Annotated in this window: 13 protein-coding genes and 1 pseudogene; all 14 read right to left on the bottom strand. The window is 73.1% G+C overall.

From position 1 onward, the window contains the following. Positions 1-18: 18 nt before the first annotated feature. Complete coding sequence (locus HGB44_RS25575; RefSeq protein WP_061081534.1) at positions 19-2,616, bottom strand: L-aspartate oxidase; 2,598 nt, start codon at positions 2,614-2,616, stop codon at positions 19-21. 89 nt (positions 2,617-2,705) lie between these two features. Then, a complete protein-coding gene (gene panC / locus HGB44_RS25570; RefSeq protein ID WP_061081535.1) occupies positions 2,706-3,581 on the bottom strand; it encodes a pantoate--beta-alanine ligase in 876 nt (291 codons plus the stop codon). Between the two features lie 65 nt (positions 3,582-3,646). Beyond that, the gene (locus HGB44_RS25565; RefSeq protein WP_061081536.1) at positions 3,647-4,531 is read right to left on the bottom strand and encodes a Rossmann-like and DUF2520 domain-containing protein; all 885 of its coding nucleotides are present in this window, start codon (positions 4,529-4,531) and stop codon (positions 3,647-3,649) included. Between the two features lie 185 nt (positions 4,532-4,716). Then, positions 4,717-4,959, bottom strand: a complete 243-nt coding sequence (locus HGB44_RS25560; protein ID WP_061081537.1) for a hypothetical protein — start codon at positions 4,957-4,959, stop codon at positions 4,717-4,719. Positions 4,960-5,391: 432 nt separating this feature from the next. Next, positions 5,392-5,634, bottom strand: coding sequence for a chaplin family protein (locus HGB44_RS25555; protein WP_061081538.1), 243 nt, complete (start codon positions 5,632-5,634; stop codon positions 5,392-5,394). A 245-nt stretch (positions 5,635-5,879) separates the two neighbouring features. Continuing rightward, positions 5,880-7,466 (bottom strand): PH domain-containing protein, encoded by a 1,587-nt coding sequence (locus HGB44_RS25550; RefSeq protein ID WP_061081569.1) that lies wholly within the window; start codon positions 7,464-7,466, stop codon positions 5,880-5,882. Positions 7,467-7,619: 153 nt separating this feature from the next. Further along, positions 7,620-8,066 carry a PH domain-containing protein gene (locus HGB44_RS25545; protein ID WP_061081539.1) on the bottom strand — a complete coding sequence of 149 codons (447 nt, stop codon included), beginning with the start codon at positions 8,064-8,066 and terminating at the stop codon, positions 7,620-7,622. Between the two features lie 171 nt (positions 8,067-8,237). Beyond that, on the bottom strand, positions 8,238-8,720 hold the full coding sequence (locus HGB44_RS25540) for a DUF3180 domain-containing protein (RefSeq protein ID WP_061081540.1): 483 nt from the start codon (positions 8,718-8,720) through the stop codon (positions 8,238-8,240). After that, positions 8,720-9,259 carry a 2-amino-4-hydroxy-6-hydroxymethyldihydropteridine diphosphokinase gene (gene folK, locus HGB44_RS32155; protein WP_269458473.1) on the bottom strand — a complete coding sequence of 180 codons (540 nt, stop codon included), beginning with the start codon at positions 9,257-9,259 and terminating at the stop codon, positions 8,720-8,722. The genes HGB44_RS25540 and folK overlap by 1 nt, the downstream gene beginning before the upstream one ends. Continuing rightward, positions 9,242-9,601 (bottom strand): annotated as a pseudogene (gene folB, locus HGB44_RS32150) (dihydroneopterin aldolase); the annotation flags it as partial. The pseudogene folB and the gene folK, both read right to left, overlap by 18 nt. Continuing rightward, positions 9,601-10,050, bottom strand: coding sequence for a nuclear transport factor 2 family protein (locus tag HGB44_RS25530; RefSeq protein WP_061081542.1), 450 nt, complete (start codon positions 10,048-10,050; stop codon positions 9,601-9,603). The pseudogene folB and the gene HGB44_RS25530, both read right to left, overlap by 1 nt. Further along, positions 10,047-10,949 carry a dihydropteroate synthase gene (folP, locus tag HGB44_RS25525; protein WP_231972503.1) on the bottom strand — a complete coding sequence of 301 codons (903 nt, stop codon included), beginning with the start codon at positions 10,947-10,949 and terminating at the stop codon, positions 10,047-10,049. The genes HGB44_RS25530 and folP overlap by 4 nt, the downstream gene beginning before the upstream one ends. Before the next feature lie 158 nt (positions 10,950-11,107). Further along, entirely contained in the window at positions 11,108-11,707 is a 600-nt protein-coding gene (gene folE, locus HGB44_RS25520) for a GTP cyclohydrolase I FolE (protein ID WP_082768454.1), read from the bottom strand. Beyond that, positions 11,704-13,761, bottom strand: a complete 2,058-nt coding sequence (gene ftsH, locus HGB44_RS25515; RefSeq protein WP_061081544.1) for an ATP-dependent zinc metalloprotease FtsH — start codon at positions 13,759-13,761, stop codon at positions 11,704-11,706. The genes folE and ftsH overlap by 4 nt, the downstream gene beginning before the upstream one ends. Between the last annotated feature and the right edge of the window lie 336 nt (positions 13,762-14,097).

The raw sequence follows: 14,097 nt of genomic DNA, 5'->3' as shown, positions 1-14,097 counted from the left end.
TTCCACCACCCGGGCCGCTCACAACAGGTCAAGTGCGATATCCAGCGCCGGGCTGGAGTGGGTGAGCGCCCCGACCGCCAGGTAGTCCACCCCGGTGCGGGCCACGTCACCCGCGACGTCCAGGGTCAGGCCTCCGGAGGACTCCAGCCGCGCGCGGCCCGCGACCAGCGCGACGGCCTCGCGGAGCCGTTCGACGGTGAAGTTGTCGAGCAGGATCTCCTCGGCGCCCGCGGCGATGGCGTCCTCGATCTGGTCGGTCCGGTCCACCTCGACCTCCAGGGGCAGGTCGGGGAAGCGCGCGCGGATGGCGCGGACCGCCTCGCCGACCCCGCCCGCGGCGACGACGTGGTTGTCCTTGACCAGTCCGGCGTCGCTGAGGCCGTAGCGGTGGTTGACCCCGCCGCCGCAGCGCACGGCGTACTTCTCCAGCGCGCGCAGTCCCGGGCGGGTCTTGCGGCTGTCCCGGATCCGGGCGCCGGTACCGGCCACGGCGTCCACCCACGCGCGGGTGGCGGTGGCGATTCCGGACATGTGCGTGAGGAAGTTGAGTGCGGTCCGCTCCGCGGTGAGCAGGTCGCGGGTGCGCGCGGTGACCGTCATCAGGACGTCGCCGCGCTTGACCGCGTCGCCGTCGGCCACGGTCCGGTGCGCCTCCAGGGCCCCGTCGGCGACCAGCCAGAAGACGAGTTCGGCGAGCGGGAGGCCGCTGACGGTGCCGTCGGCGCGGGCGACCACGTGCGCGGTGCGCACCTGGTCGCCGGGGATGGTCGCGACGGTGGTGACGTCGATGCCCGGCCCCGCCGTGAGGTCCTCGGACAGGGCGCGGCGGACCAGGTCCACGTGGGACTGCGAGGGGGCGGTGTGGGGCAGGGAGAACTCGGCGCGCGCGTCCGGGCGCCCCGAGAGGCGGGAACCGGCGAGGGGGAAGGCGATGGAGTCCAGTTCGGCGGTGAGCGCGGGCGGCAGGGAGGGCGTCCAGTCCTCATCCGTGGTCACGATGGTGTTCCCTTCCAGTCGGACGACGACGGGTCGGATCCGGAGCCCGGGTACGGGCTCGGGGTGGTCGGCGCGCTGGTGGGCGCCCCTGCTCTCGGTCCTGTGCAGTGCGGCGGCGGCCACGAGCCGGGCCGCGGTGAGCAGGTTGGCGGTCTCCCAGGCGGCCACGTCGGGGATGGCCGGGGAGCCGGGACGCGCGAGGGCGTCGAGTTCGGCGGTCAGCTCGGCCAGTCCCTCGCCGGTGCGCAGCACCCCGGCGTGGCGTGACATCAGGGTACGCACGCGGGCGGCGGTGGCGGGATCGGGAAGCGGTGTGACGGTGCCGGTGGCCTCGGCCCGCGCGGGCCGGGGGGCGGGGCCGCGCGCCAGGCGGGCGGCGATCCGGTCGGCGTAGACCAGCCCCTCCAGCAGGGAGTTGGAGGCGAGCCGGTTGGCGCCGTGCACCCCGGTGCGGGCGACCTCGCCGACGGCCCACAGCCCGGGGACCGAGGTGCGGCCGTCGATGTCGACCTCGGCGCCGCCGGACGCGTAGTGGGCGGCGGGGGCGACGGGGACCGGCTGGGTGAGCGGGTCGATGCCGTGCTCGCGGCAGGAGGCGAGGATGGTCGGGAAGCGCCTCTCCCAGGTGGCCCGGCCGAAGTGGCGGGTCTCCAGGTAGACGTGGTCGACGCCCTGCTCGGCCATCGTGCGGGCGATGGTGCGGGCCACCACGTCGCGGGGGGCGAGGTCGGCCAGCTCGTGGACGCCCTCCATGATGCGCCTGCCCCCGGCGTCCACCAGGTAGGCGCCCTCGCCGCGCAGGGCCTCGGAGACCAGGGGCTGGCGCCCGCGCGCCTCGGGGCCGAGCCAGAGCACGGTGGGGTGGAACTGGATGAACTCCAGGTCGCGCAGGCGCGCTCCGGCCCGGGCCGCCAGGGCGAGGCCGTCGCCGGTGGACACGGGCGGGTTGGTGGTGGCGGCGAAGACCTGTCCCATGCCGCCGGTGGCCAGCACCACGGCGGGGGCCAGGACCGCGCCGACGCCGTCACGGGCGCCCTCGCCCATGACGTGCAGGGTGGCGCCGCACACCGCGCCCGTGCCGGGGTCGCGCAGGGCGTCCAGGGCCACGGCGTGCTCGACGGCCTCGATCCGCTCCTCGGCCAGGACGGCGGCCACGAGCGCGCGCTGGATCTCGGCGCCGGTGGCGTCGCCGCCCGCGTGCGCGACGCGGTCGGCGCGGTGGCCGCCCTCGCGGGTGAGGGCCAGGGCGCCGTCCTCGGCGAGGTCGAACTCGGCGCCCAGGCCGATGAGCCAGCGCAGGGCGTCGGGGCCCTCGGCGGCCAGGACGTTGACGGCGTGGGGGTCGGACAGGCCCGCCCCGGCCAGGTGGGTGTCGACCATGTGGGCGACGGGCCCGTCCTCGGGCGCCATGGCGGCGGCGATCCCGCCCTGGGCGTAGGCGGTGGAGCCGGTGGACAGGCGGTCCTTGGTGACCAGCACGACCCGGCCGCGCTCGGTGCGCTGGACGTAGCGCAGCGCGGTGCTCAGACCGGCGATGCCCGAGCCGACGACCGCGACGTCGGCCTCGATCGTCCACCCCGGCTCGGGCGCGTCGAGCCGTGTCTGGAGGGGTGTGCTCATCTGGGTTCTCTCTTCCGGGGAGCCGCCGGTACGCGGCGCTGGTGTGCGACGGGTCCGGCCCTCCCCTGGGACGCGGGGCGGGGGACGGCTCAGAGGGTCAGGGACACGTTGTCGATGAGCCGGGTCGCGCCCACGCGGGCGGCGACGGCCAGGACGGCCTCGCCCACGTGGTCGGCGGGGGCGTCGGCGAAGGTCGCGGGGTCGACCAGCGCGAGGTAGTCGAGCTCGACGGGGGGCTCGGCCCCGGCCGCGTCGTCCAGGACGGCCCGTGCCGCGGCGCGGACCGCGTCGGGGCCTCCGGCGGAGGCGGCCCGGCCCGCCTCCAGGGCGCGGGACAGGGACAGGGCGCTGACGCGCTCGGCCCCGGACAGGTAGACGTTGCGGCTGGAGGTGGCCAGTCCGTCGGGGTCGCGCAGGGTGGGCGCGCCGACGATCTCCACGGGCATGTTGAGGTCGGCGGCCATGCGGCGGACCACGGCGAGCTGCTGGGCGTCCTTGCTCCCGAAGACCGCGAGGTCCGGGCCGACCAGGTGCAGGAGCTTGCTGACCACGGTGAGCACGCCGGTGAAGAACCCGGGGCGGGAGGCGCCCTCCAGCCGGTCGCCCATCGCGCCCGCGTGGACGGTGACCGTCTGTTCGGCGGGGTACATGGTGTCGACGCCGGGCGCGAAGACCACGTCGACCCCCTCCTCCGCGCACACGGCGGTGTCGGTGTCCAGGGTGCGCGGGTAGCGGTCGAAGTCCTCGTTCGGCCCGAACTGGAGCGGGTTGACGAAGACGCTGACGACCACGGTGTCGGCGCGTTCGCGGGCCAGGCGCATGAGGCTGCGGTGGCCCTCGTGCAGGGCGCCCATGGTGGGGACGAGGGCGACGCGTCCGGCGCCGGAGAGGGCGCGGCGCAGCTCGTCGGGCGTGTGCGCGACGAGGGGGGCGGGGGCGGCGGAGCGGGGTGCGGATGCGGTCATCGGTGGTTTCCCGTGGTGGTGTTCTGCGTCGCGGCGGCCGTGCGCGCGCCGGACCCGGCGCTTCCTCAGCGGCGGAGGACGTCGAGCAGGCGCACGGCGTCCTCGGGCTTGAGCATTCCGGCGTTGATGGCGCGGTCGGCGGTGAGCCGGGCGAGTTCGACGTAGCTGGCCACGCTCTCGGGGGCGTTCTCCCGCAGCTGCTCGATGTGCCCGGCGACGGTTCCGGCGTCGCCGCGCAGGACGGGGCCGCTCAGTCCGTGGATGCCCAGGCGCAGGGCGTTGTCCAGGGCCGCGCCGAGCATGGGGGCGAGCATGCGGCCGGGCTCGGGGACACCGGCGGAGGCGAGCAGGGCGGCGCTGTCGGAGACCAGGGTGACCAGGTGGTTGGCGCCTCCGGCGAGGGCCGCGTGGTAGAGGGTGCGCTTGTCCTCGGTGATCCACACGGGTTCGGCGCCCATCTCGACGACGAGGGCCTCGGCGATGGGGCGCAGCTGCTCGGGCGCGGTGACCCCGAACGCGCAGTTGGCGAGGCGGTCGACGTCCTCGTCGCGCCCGGTGAAGGTCATGGCGGGGTGGAGCGCGAGGGGCAGCGCGCCGACGAGGGTGGCGGGGGCCAGGACGCCGTAGCCGTGCGCGCCGCTGGCGTGGACGAGGATCTTGCCGCGCAGGTCGGTGCCGGTGGAGGCGAGCCCCTCGGTGAGTTCGGGGAGGGCGTCGTCGGGGACGGTGAGCAGGACGAGGTCGCTGGCCTCGGCGACCTGCGCCGGTTCGACCACGCGCGCGGTGGGCAGGCGGTCGGCGACGCGGGCCCGGGAGGCCTCGGAGACCGCGGAGGCGGCGACGATCTTGTGCCCGGCCCGGCCGAGGGCCTGGCCGAGGACGGAGCCGACCCGGCCGGATCCGATGACGCCGACCCGCAGGCGGGCGGGGCGTCCCTGCGTCGTCTCCATGTGTGCCCCCTCGTGGTCCGAATGCGTCAGGCGCGTCCGGTTCCTGTCATGCCGGGGCCCCTGAGCACACGATAGTCCTCCCCGGCCGGTGACCTGCCGACCCGCCCCCGCGCACGGGTGTGGGGGCGGACACCGCGTCCGCCCCCACGCCCGGCTCCGCCGGCCCCTCCGCGGGACCGGTCGGATCAGTCCTGGATGATCACCCCGGTGTTGAAGCACGAGCCCAGGGACTGGCCGAAGGCGGCGTTGGAGTTGCCGCAGCCCGTGTTCGTGTTCGCGAGGCCGTTGATGTAGGAGAGGTTGCCGCTGAAGTCGGAACCGTAGTTGGAGGTCCAGGTGCCGACGTTCGCGGCCGCCGGTGCCGCGGTGAGGAGGACCCCGGCGGAGGCGAGGATCACGGCACTGGTGGCGAGCGTCTTCTTGAGCACTGCGCGTCTCCTTCTGTGTCCGGTCGGGGGGACCGCCGGACGGGTGGTTGCGTGGTGGCGCCCTGGGGAGCCGCTCACGAAATTACCCCCGGAGAGCCCTCGTTTCCCCGCTTTGAACTGGCCTTATAACGAGAAACATCTTTATGTTCACCCTCCGTGCGCACGCCTCTCGGATGCGATCGGGACAAAGGCTCCGACATCGGCGGGAGGCGTGTGCGCGCAGCGTCACCGGCCCAACGGTTTCCAGTCGGACGACAATTGCGGTTGCGGCCGAGCGGAAGGGGGCGGGTCGCAGTCGGGGTTCGCGGGGCGGATCCGGGAGAATCGCGTGCGGGACGCGGACACGACGAAGGCGCCACCCCGTCGTCACGGAATGGCGCCTCGTTCGGGAACCCGTCGCCCGGCGGAGCCGGGTCGGGTCGCCCGGAGCTACTACCAGTTCTTCACGGTGGCGCCGGAGTCGGTGCAGTTGGCACCGGCCACACCGAGGACCGCGATGGCGTTGCCGCAGACGTTGATCGGCACGTCCAGGTCGGCCACGAGCTGGTTGCCCCCCAGGATGCTTCCGTTGCCGGAGGTCGAGACGTTGCTGTTGGCCATGGCCGGAGCGCCGGTGAGCAGGACGCCCGCGGCGGCGGCGACGATGGCACTGGCGGCGAAAGCCTTCTTCAGCATGTGGTTTCTCCCGTCGGACCGGTTGGCGGGGGGCGCCAACCGGTCGATACCATTGACTATGCGTATGACAATGAACACTCCTCGTGTTCGGTCACCATTTAGCCATACTCCCTCGCCCCATGTGGCCACAACGCGAAAGCGTTTCGCGGCCGCAACCTGGAAGTATCACCATCCGTGCGCATCCATGTCCGACATGTGGACCACAAAAGGAAGCCTGCGAGCCCCTTAATGTGACGCACGCCACATCAGCGTTCGGGGGTGTCCCGAGCCCCCTCCGTACCGTCCTCGGCGGAGGTGTCGCCGGTGCCGTCTTTCCCGGCTTCCGGAGCCCCTGGTCCCGGATCCTCGGATCCGGGACCTTCGGCCCGCGGTTCCAGGAACCGCGGGCGGCCACCCGGCGGCGCGGCGGGATCCTGATCCTCGACGGGCACCGGCGCACCGGCGGGCGCGTGCTCGCCGGGTCCGGCCTCCTCGAAGGAGGGCGGACCGGCGGACCCGGGCCGGCGGGTGAGGGTGGCGCGGGTCGCCCAGCGCTCCGTGCCCGCCGCGGGCACCCGGGCCCGGCGCCCGTGTTCGGCCAGGGCGTCCAGGAAGCGGCGCGCCTCCAGCGCCTCCCGCCCGTGGGCCCTGGCCCGGACCGGGCCCGGGGGCGTGTCCACGTCCACCGCGACGCGCCCCGTGACGCGGGCCAGCGGTCCGGCCACCAGGCGCACCGTCTGGACGCGTTCCACCGGGACGATCTCCGTCACCAGACAGAACAGGCCGCGTGTGCTGACGAAGAGGTGCTCGTCCACGCCCACCAGGCTCGGCACCGGCCTGTCGTTGGGCACGAGCGGCACGTGGGCCGCCTCACTTTCCGGGAACAGCTCGTTGACCAGAGCGAAGGCCGTCCGGCGCGGCGCCACGGGCAGCAGGGTGGACGAGTCGCCCTGGCGCGCGCCCGCGTAGCCCGCGACGTTGGCCTCGACCCGCGCCACCCCCAGGGCCCGCCAGAGCAGGGGCTCGACCACGCGCACGGCCTGCACGCGCCCCGGCGGGACGGTCTGCATGCGCCGCTGGAACATGCCGTAGCGCAGGCGCAGGCCGTCGGAGGACAGGGAGGCGTAGTAGTCGGTGTAGCGGGCCAGGGGCCCCCAGAAGTAGCGCAGCAGCCCCAGGGTGAGCGGCAGGAGCGCGCCCACCACGCCCGGTTCCGCGAAGACCGCGCCCGCGGTGGCGAGCATGAGCAGCGCGATGAAGGACAGCAGGACCGGCACGCGGAAGGTCAGCGCGCCGAGCAGCAGCAGGAAGGGCAACCGGTAGAACGGCCACTCCGGTGCCTCCGGTGAGCGCCCGGGGAGCCCCGCGGCGTGCGCGAGGACGGCCACGCGCAGGCGCTCGGCCAGGGCCCGGGGCAGGCAGCGCAGCCGGATGTCGCTCCCGTCGCCGCCCGCCAGCTCGATGCGCAGTTCGGCCATGCCGAACACCTGGAGGAACAGGGGCCGGACCACGTCCACCGCCTGGAGGCGGCTGAGCGGGACCTCGCGCGAGCTGCGCCTGACCAGGCCGCTGTGCACGACCAGGTGGTCCTCGCGCAGCCCGAAGGTGGCGTACCACCACGCGGGCAGGGCGTAGGCGAGCGTGCCGAAGACGACGGCCACCGTCATCATCACGACCCAGGCGAGGCCGAAGGTGTTGAGGATCGGGCCGACCAGCGCCACGAAGACCAGGGTCACCGCGATGACCTGGAGCGGGATGCTCATCCAGTGCGATCGGAACACGCCCGTGGTGACGTCGTCCTCCGGCCGCGGGGGCCGGACCGGCTGGGGCCGCCACCCGGACGGGGGCAGCAGGGTGGGAGGCGGTCCGAACGGCGGGCCCGGAGGCCCCGGAGGCCTCTGATACCCCGGAGGGACGGGAGGCCCCTGATACCCCGGGGGACCGGGAGGCCCCGGTCGGACGTGCGGGCCCGGGGGGCCCTGCGGCGGCTGAGCTGGTCCGTGCACTTACAACCCCGTCGAGAAGCTCTCACTGCGCGCCGCGAGCCGGTCGCGCATCCGGACCGCCTCGGCCAGCGGCAGCCCGACCACCCTGGTGTCCGCGGTGCTGGCGGCGGTGCGCACCTGCACGGTGGCGATGCCCAGGGCCTGTTCGAGGAGGTCGGCGGTGACGTCCACGACCTGCATCCGGCCGTAGGGGATGACCACCAGCTGCCTCACGAACACCCCGTAGGTGAGGTAGAGCTCCTCGGAGGCCTCCGCGTAGCCCCACGACCGGCGGAAGAGCCCGGCCAGGACCCAGCACGCGGCCAGGACCGCCGCGGCCAGCACCGCCCAGGCGACGGCCCAGGGCCAGGAGGCCCGTACGAGCAGCAGCAGGACGCCCCCGCCCCCGGCGATCAGGCACAGTACGCCCACCACGATCCGGCGGTACCAGGCCAGGGCGGGCGACACACGGCTCCAGGCGGCGTCCCCGGGCGGTGCGAACGCCGCGTCGAGCGGCCTGGAGGGCCCGGGCGGCGATGTCGTGTCACTGGTCTCCACGGAGCCAGTCAACCATCCGGGGGCAAGCACCGGCAGACCGACGCGGCGCGCAGGCCAATTCGGACGAAAGACCCCGGGGAGTCAGAACCGGGCGCCGTCCTGCGGATCGTCGTCCTCGGGGACCCGGCAGGCGTGCTCCAGGTACAGGGCGGCGGCCAGCAGCAGCCCCGACGACAGGGCCGTGCCCAGCGCGGTGAGGAACACCTCCCGGTGCACGGGCAGCACCAGCGTGTCCGACACCGACAGCGCCATCCCCGCGAAGAAGCCCAGCGCCAGGGCCGCGAACAGCGCGCTGGCCTTGGCCAGGGCGACCAGGCGGGCGGCGCTGAGCGGCTGCATCGGCTCGGTGCCCGGCTCCCGGCGGATGCGCCTGCGGGTCCGCCCCGCCGTGTAGCCCTCGGTGACCGCGAGCAGCAGCAGGGTCGGGATCGCCGACCACGGCAGCAGCGGCAGACCCGGCAGGGAGTTGGTGATCAGCACCCCCGCGAGGGCGCCGACCACCGCCAGCAGGGACGGCACCCGCCACCCGGTGGGGCGCATCCGCCCCTCCTCGTCCTGGGGCATCAGCCGCGCCCCGGCAGACGCAGCCGCAGGTCGTCGCGCCGGTGCAGCCCCTGCTCACCGCAGGCGTCCAGCAGGTCGGCGACCGCCCCCCTCCCGGGCAGGCGCGCACCGGGGTCGGCGTCCAGCCAGGGCCGGAGCACGAACCCCCTCTGGTGGGCGCGCGGATGCGGCAGGGTCAGCTCCGGGTCGTCGTCGCGCACGTCCCCGAACGCGATGACGTCCACGTCCAGCGTGCGCGGCCCCCAGCGGACCTCGCGGACGCGGTCGAAGGCCCGCTCGGCCGCCTGGGCGCGCTCCAGCAGGGCGCGGGGCGGTCCGTCGGCGTCCACGACCAGGACCGCGTTGAGGAAGGCCCCCTGTTCGGGTCCGCCCACCGGCGCGGTCTCGTAGACGGGGGACACCGCCACCGGGACCGGCGCGCCCGCGCCGCCCAGCAGCGTGTCCACGGCTCCCTGGAGGGACGCCATGCGGTCCCCGAGGTTGGAGCCCAGGGAGAGCACGGCACGCCGTGTGGAGGGATCGCGCCGCGCCCGGACCACGGTGACGGCCACGTCGGCGAACTCGTGCTCGATGGGCGCCGACGGCTTGTGCACCGTCACCTCCGCCCGCTCGACCAGCGGCTCGGCCAGGCACTCCCGGGCCAGCCGCTCGGCGAGGGTCTCGATCAGGTTGACCGGTTCCCCGGTCACGATCGCGACCAGCCGGTCGGCGAGCAGGCCGTAGTGGACGGTGTCGCCCACGTCGTCGGAGGCCGCCGCCGGGGCGGTGTCCAGGTACAGCACCGCGTCGACCACGAAGTCCTGGCCCTCCCGGCGTTCGAAGTCGAACACGCCGTGGTGGCCGCGTGCCCGCAGTCCGCGGAGCGCGACGCGATCGGGCATCAGGCCTCGACCTCTCCCTCGTCCTCGTCGTCCTCCATGAGCACGGGCGAGGCGTGGTGCGACCACAGCCGCCACCCCTGTTCGGTGTCCACGAACAGGTTGGTGGTGACCACCTGGCCGCCCGCGACGAAGCCGGGGCTGTCCTCCTCGGCGGTCAGCACGTTCTCCTCGCACGTGACCATGGCGATGTCGCCGCCGATCCCGATGTGGGTCTCGGTGAGCACGTACTGGATGTAGGTGACGTTGGCCATGATCAGCGACCAGGCGCGCATGATCTCGGTGCGCCCGCGCAGCAGCGGCCAGCCGGGGTTCACGCACACCAGGTCGGGCGCCTCGTGCTCCTCCGCCCAGACGCTGCGCATCAGGTCGATGTCACCGTTCTCGATGGCGCTGTAGAACTGCGCGTTGGCCTCGGCCACGCGCTCCATGACCTCCTGGCGCGACTTCACAGGCGGCCCTCCACCGGCTCGGCGCGTCCCTCGTCCAGACGGGCGCCCCCGTCGGACCAGGCCGCCGCCACGCGGACGGCGTCGGCGCTGGGACGGACGTCGTGCACCCGCACGGCCCACGCCCCCCGGTCCGCGGACAGGGTGGTGACGGCCGCGGTGGCGGCGTCGCACTCGGCGAAGGGGCGGTCCTCGCCCTTGGCGTCGCCGAGCAGGCGGCTCAGGAAGCGCTTGCGCGATCCGGCCACCAGCACGGGGCGTCCCAGTTCGTGGAAGCGCTCCAGTTGGTGCAGGAGCGCCCAGTTGTGTGCCTGCTCGGGGCGTTTGGAGAATCCCAGCCCGGGGTCCAGAACGATCTGGCCGGGGTCGACACCTGCACTGATCATGGCCTCCATACGGTCGCGGAGCTCATCGAGGACCTCCTGGACGACATCCGTGTACACGGCACGGCTCTGCATGTCATGACTATGCCCACGCCAGTGCATCAACACGTAGGCAACGCCGGAAGAGGCCACGAGTCGGGCCATGGCCGGGTCGGCCAGCCCGCCGCTGACGTCGTTGACCAGGACGGCCCCGGCCTCCACGGCCTTCTCGGCGACCTCGGCGCGCATGGTGTCGACGCTGACGGCGACACCCCGCGCGGAGAGCTCCCGCACGACCGGTTCGACCCTGCGCAGCTCCTCCTCCGCGGAGACACGCTGCGCGCCGGGACGGGTGGACTCACCGCCCACGTCGATCATGTCCGCGCCCTCCTCGACCAGGCGCGTCCCGTGTTCGATCGCCCTGTCGGGATCGAACCACGCGCCGCCGTCGGAGAACGAGTCGGGGGTGACGTTCACGACCCCCATGACCAGGCACCGCCCGCGGTCGGGCAGGCCCGGAAGTGTGTGTTTCGGCCCCATAAGGATCACCCTACGCGTACGCCGGAGAACCGGAGGCGCGCGCCCGGGGCTTGCGCCCGCCCGGGAAAGCACCGAACCCTCCCCCGCGACCTCGGTCGCCGGGGAGGGTTCGGGGGAGGGACGCGCCCGGCCGCTCCGGGGAGGGCCCTGGCGCGGTCCTACCGCTGGCTCAGGATCAGGCTCATCGCCTCGGAGCGGGTCCGGTCGCTGCTGCGGAAGATCCCCCGCACCGCCGAGGTGACGGTCTTGGCCCCGGGCTTGCGCACCCCGCGCATGGTCATGCACAGGTGTTCGGCCTCGACCACGACGATCACCCCGCGCGGCTGGAGGAACTCCATGATCGCGTCCGACACCTGGCCGGTGAGCCGCTCCTGCACCTGCGGGCGGCGCGCGTACACGTCCACCAGGCGGGCGAGCTTGCTCAGGCCGGTGATGCGGCCGTCCGCGCCGGGGATGTAGCCCACGTGCGCCACCCCGTAGAACGGCACCAGGTGGTGCTCACAGGTGGAGTAGAGCTCGATGTCCTTGACCAGGACCATCTCCTCGTGTCCGGCCTCGAACACGGTGGTGAGCACGTCCCCGGGCTTTTGTCCCAGTCCCGCGAACTGCTCCTCGTAGGCCCTGGCCACCCGCTCGGGCGTCTTGACCAGGCCGTCCCGGTCCGGATCCTCGCCGATGGCGAGCAGGATCTCGCGGACGGCGCGCTCGATGCGCAGGCGGTCCACGGACCTGGGAGGTAGTTCCTCAGCCGCGCTCACGCCTCGTCCCCCTCATCTCTGGCGGACGGCCCCGGGAGCTGCCCGTTGGCCGAGGGGCCCCGGACCGCCTGGGGGTCCTGGACGTCCGTGGAGCCCTGCACCGCGCCGGCCCCCGTGACCTCGGCGCCGTTGAGCACGGCCAGCTCCTTCTTGGAGCGCACCGGAGGCCGCTCCGAGGGCTGGCGCTTGCCGTACCCCGTGTAGGAGCCGCGGGACGGGCGCTTGACCACCGGCGCGAAGATCTCCAGCACCTGGGCCTTGGACAGGGTCTCCTTCTCCAGCAGCGCCACGACCAGGTCGTCCAGGACGTCCCGGTACTCGACGAGGACGTCGTAGGCCTCGTCGTGCGCGGACTCGATGAGGCGGCGCACCTCCTCGTCGATGATGGAGGCGATCTCCTCGGAGTACTCGCGGGCGTGCGACATCTCCCGGCCGAGGAAGGGCTCGGTGTTGCCGGAGCCGAACTTGCGGGCGCCCAGGCGCTCGCTCATGCCGTACTCGGTGACCATGTTGCGGGCCAGGCTGGTGGCCTTGTCGATGTCGTTGCCCGCGCCGGTGGTGGGCTCGTGGAAGACGAGCTCCTCCGCGGCGCGGCCGCCGAGCATCATCGCGAGCTGGTCCATCATCTGCGAGCGCGAGGTGAGGAACTTGTCCTCCGTCGGCACCGACATCGTGTAGCCCAGGGCCCGGCCGCGCGGCAGGATGGTGATCTTGTGGACCGGGTCGGAGTTGGGCAGCGCGTGGCCCACCAGGGCGTGTCCGCCCTCGTGGTAGGCGATGACCTTCTTCTCCCGGTCGGACATCACCCGGGTCTTGCGCTCGGGACCGGCCATGACCCGCTCGATCGCCTCCTCCAGGACGGCGTGGGTGATGACCTTCCGGTCGCCGCGCGCGGACAGCAGGGCGCCCTCGTTGATGACGTTGGCCAGGTCGGCGCCGGTCATCCCGGCGGTCTGGCGGGCGATGACGTTGAAGTCGACGTCGTCCGCCATGGGCTTGCCCTTGGCGTGGACCTTGAGGATGTCGCGGCGGCCGTCCATGTCCGGGCGGTCCACGACGACCTGCCGGTCGAAGCGGCCGGGGCGCAGCAGCGCCGGGTCGAGGATGTCGGGCCGGTTGGTGGCGGCGATGAGGATGACGCCGCCCTTGACGTCGAAGCCGTCCATCTCGACCAGCATCTGGTTGAGGGTCTGCTCGCGCTCGTCGTGCCCGCCGCCCATACCGGCGCCGCGGTGGCGGCCGACGGCGTCGATCTCGTCGATGAAGATGATCGCGGGGGCGTTGGCCTTGGCCTGCTCGAACAGGTCGCGCACGCGGGAGGCGCCCACACCGACGAACATCTCGACGAAGTCCGAGCCGGAGATGGAGTAGAACGGCACCCCGGCCTCACCGGCCACGGCGCGGGCCAGGAGGGTCTTACCGGTGCCGGGCGGGCCCATCAGGAGCACGCCCTTGGGGATCTTGGCGCCCATCGCCTGGAACTTGGCCGGGTTCTGGAGGAACTCCTTGATCTCGTGGAGCTCCTCGATGGCCTCGTCGGCCCCGGCTACGTCGGAGAAGGTGTTCTTGGGCGTGTCCTTGGTGATGAGCTTGGCCTTGGACTTGCCGAAGTTCATCACGCGCGAGCCGCCGCCCTGCATCTGGCTGAAGATGAACCAGAAGATGACGATGATGATGACCAGCGGCAGCAGGCTGAACAGCGCGGTGGTCCACACCGGCGTGGTGGCGACCGAGACCTCGTAGGACTCCAGGCTGGAGCCCTCGCTGTCCAGGGAGGACTGGAGCATCTCCGCGAGCTGGAGGCCCTGCCCCTCGACCCAGTACGCCTCGTAGATCTCGTCGTCCACGGTGGTCAGCACGATGCGCTGGTCGCGGTCGACGATCTCGGCGTTGTTCACCTCGTCCTGCTGGATGAACTGGTGGACGGTCGAGATGTCGGTCTCCGTGGGTTGGGGACCGCCACCGACGTCGAACACGCGGAAGCCGATGATGAGCATGAGGCCGACGGCCAGGATCCAGATCCACGGGCCGCGGAAAAAACGCTTCAGATTCATGTGAGCGGAACCCTGTCGGGTCCGTCCCTCCTGACCAGGCCGCCCCACCCCAGAGGAGTTTCCGAAGCAGGACCTATCGGACACGTGGTTCCCCGGAACGTCGCCGGGATATTCGACGGTACACCTCGCCCCCAAGGGCGGGCACGCCCGCACGGACGACCGGACGGGAACCGTCATGAAGGCAACGACGACACCCCACCGCGTTGTTCCCGTGGCTCTCCCCACAGCCTCCGTACGGGTCCCTGCGGGCCCGCACGGAGGCGGAACGGTGTTCCCGGCGGGCCGTCGCCGGAGTCTGTTCTCGGACCGGCCTCAGCCCCGGGGACGGTTCGGACG

The sequence above is a fragment of the Nocardiopsis alborubida genome (assembly GCF_012396365.1).
In the GTDB taxonomy this organism is placed as follows: Bacteria; Actinomycetota; Actinomycetes; order Streptosporangiales; family Streptosporangiaceae; genus Nocardiopsis; species Nocardiopsis alborubida.
Note: the sequence above shows the minus strand (reverse complement) of the source record. Positions and strands in the feature narration are given on the sequence as shown.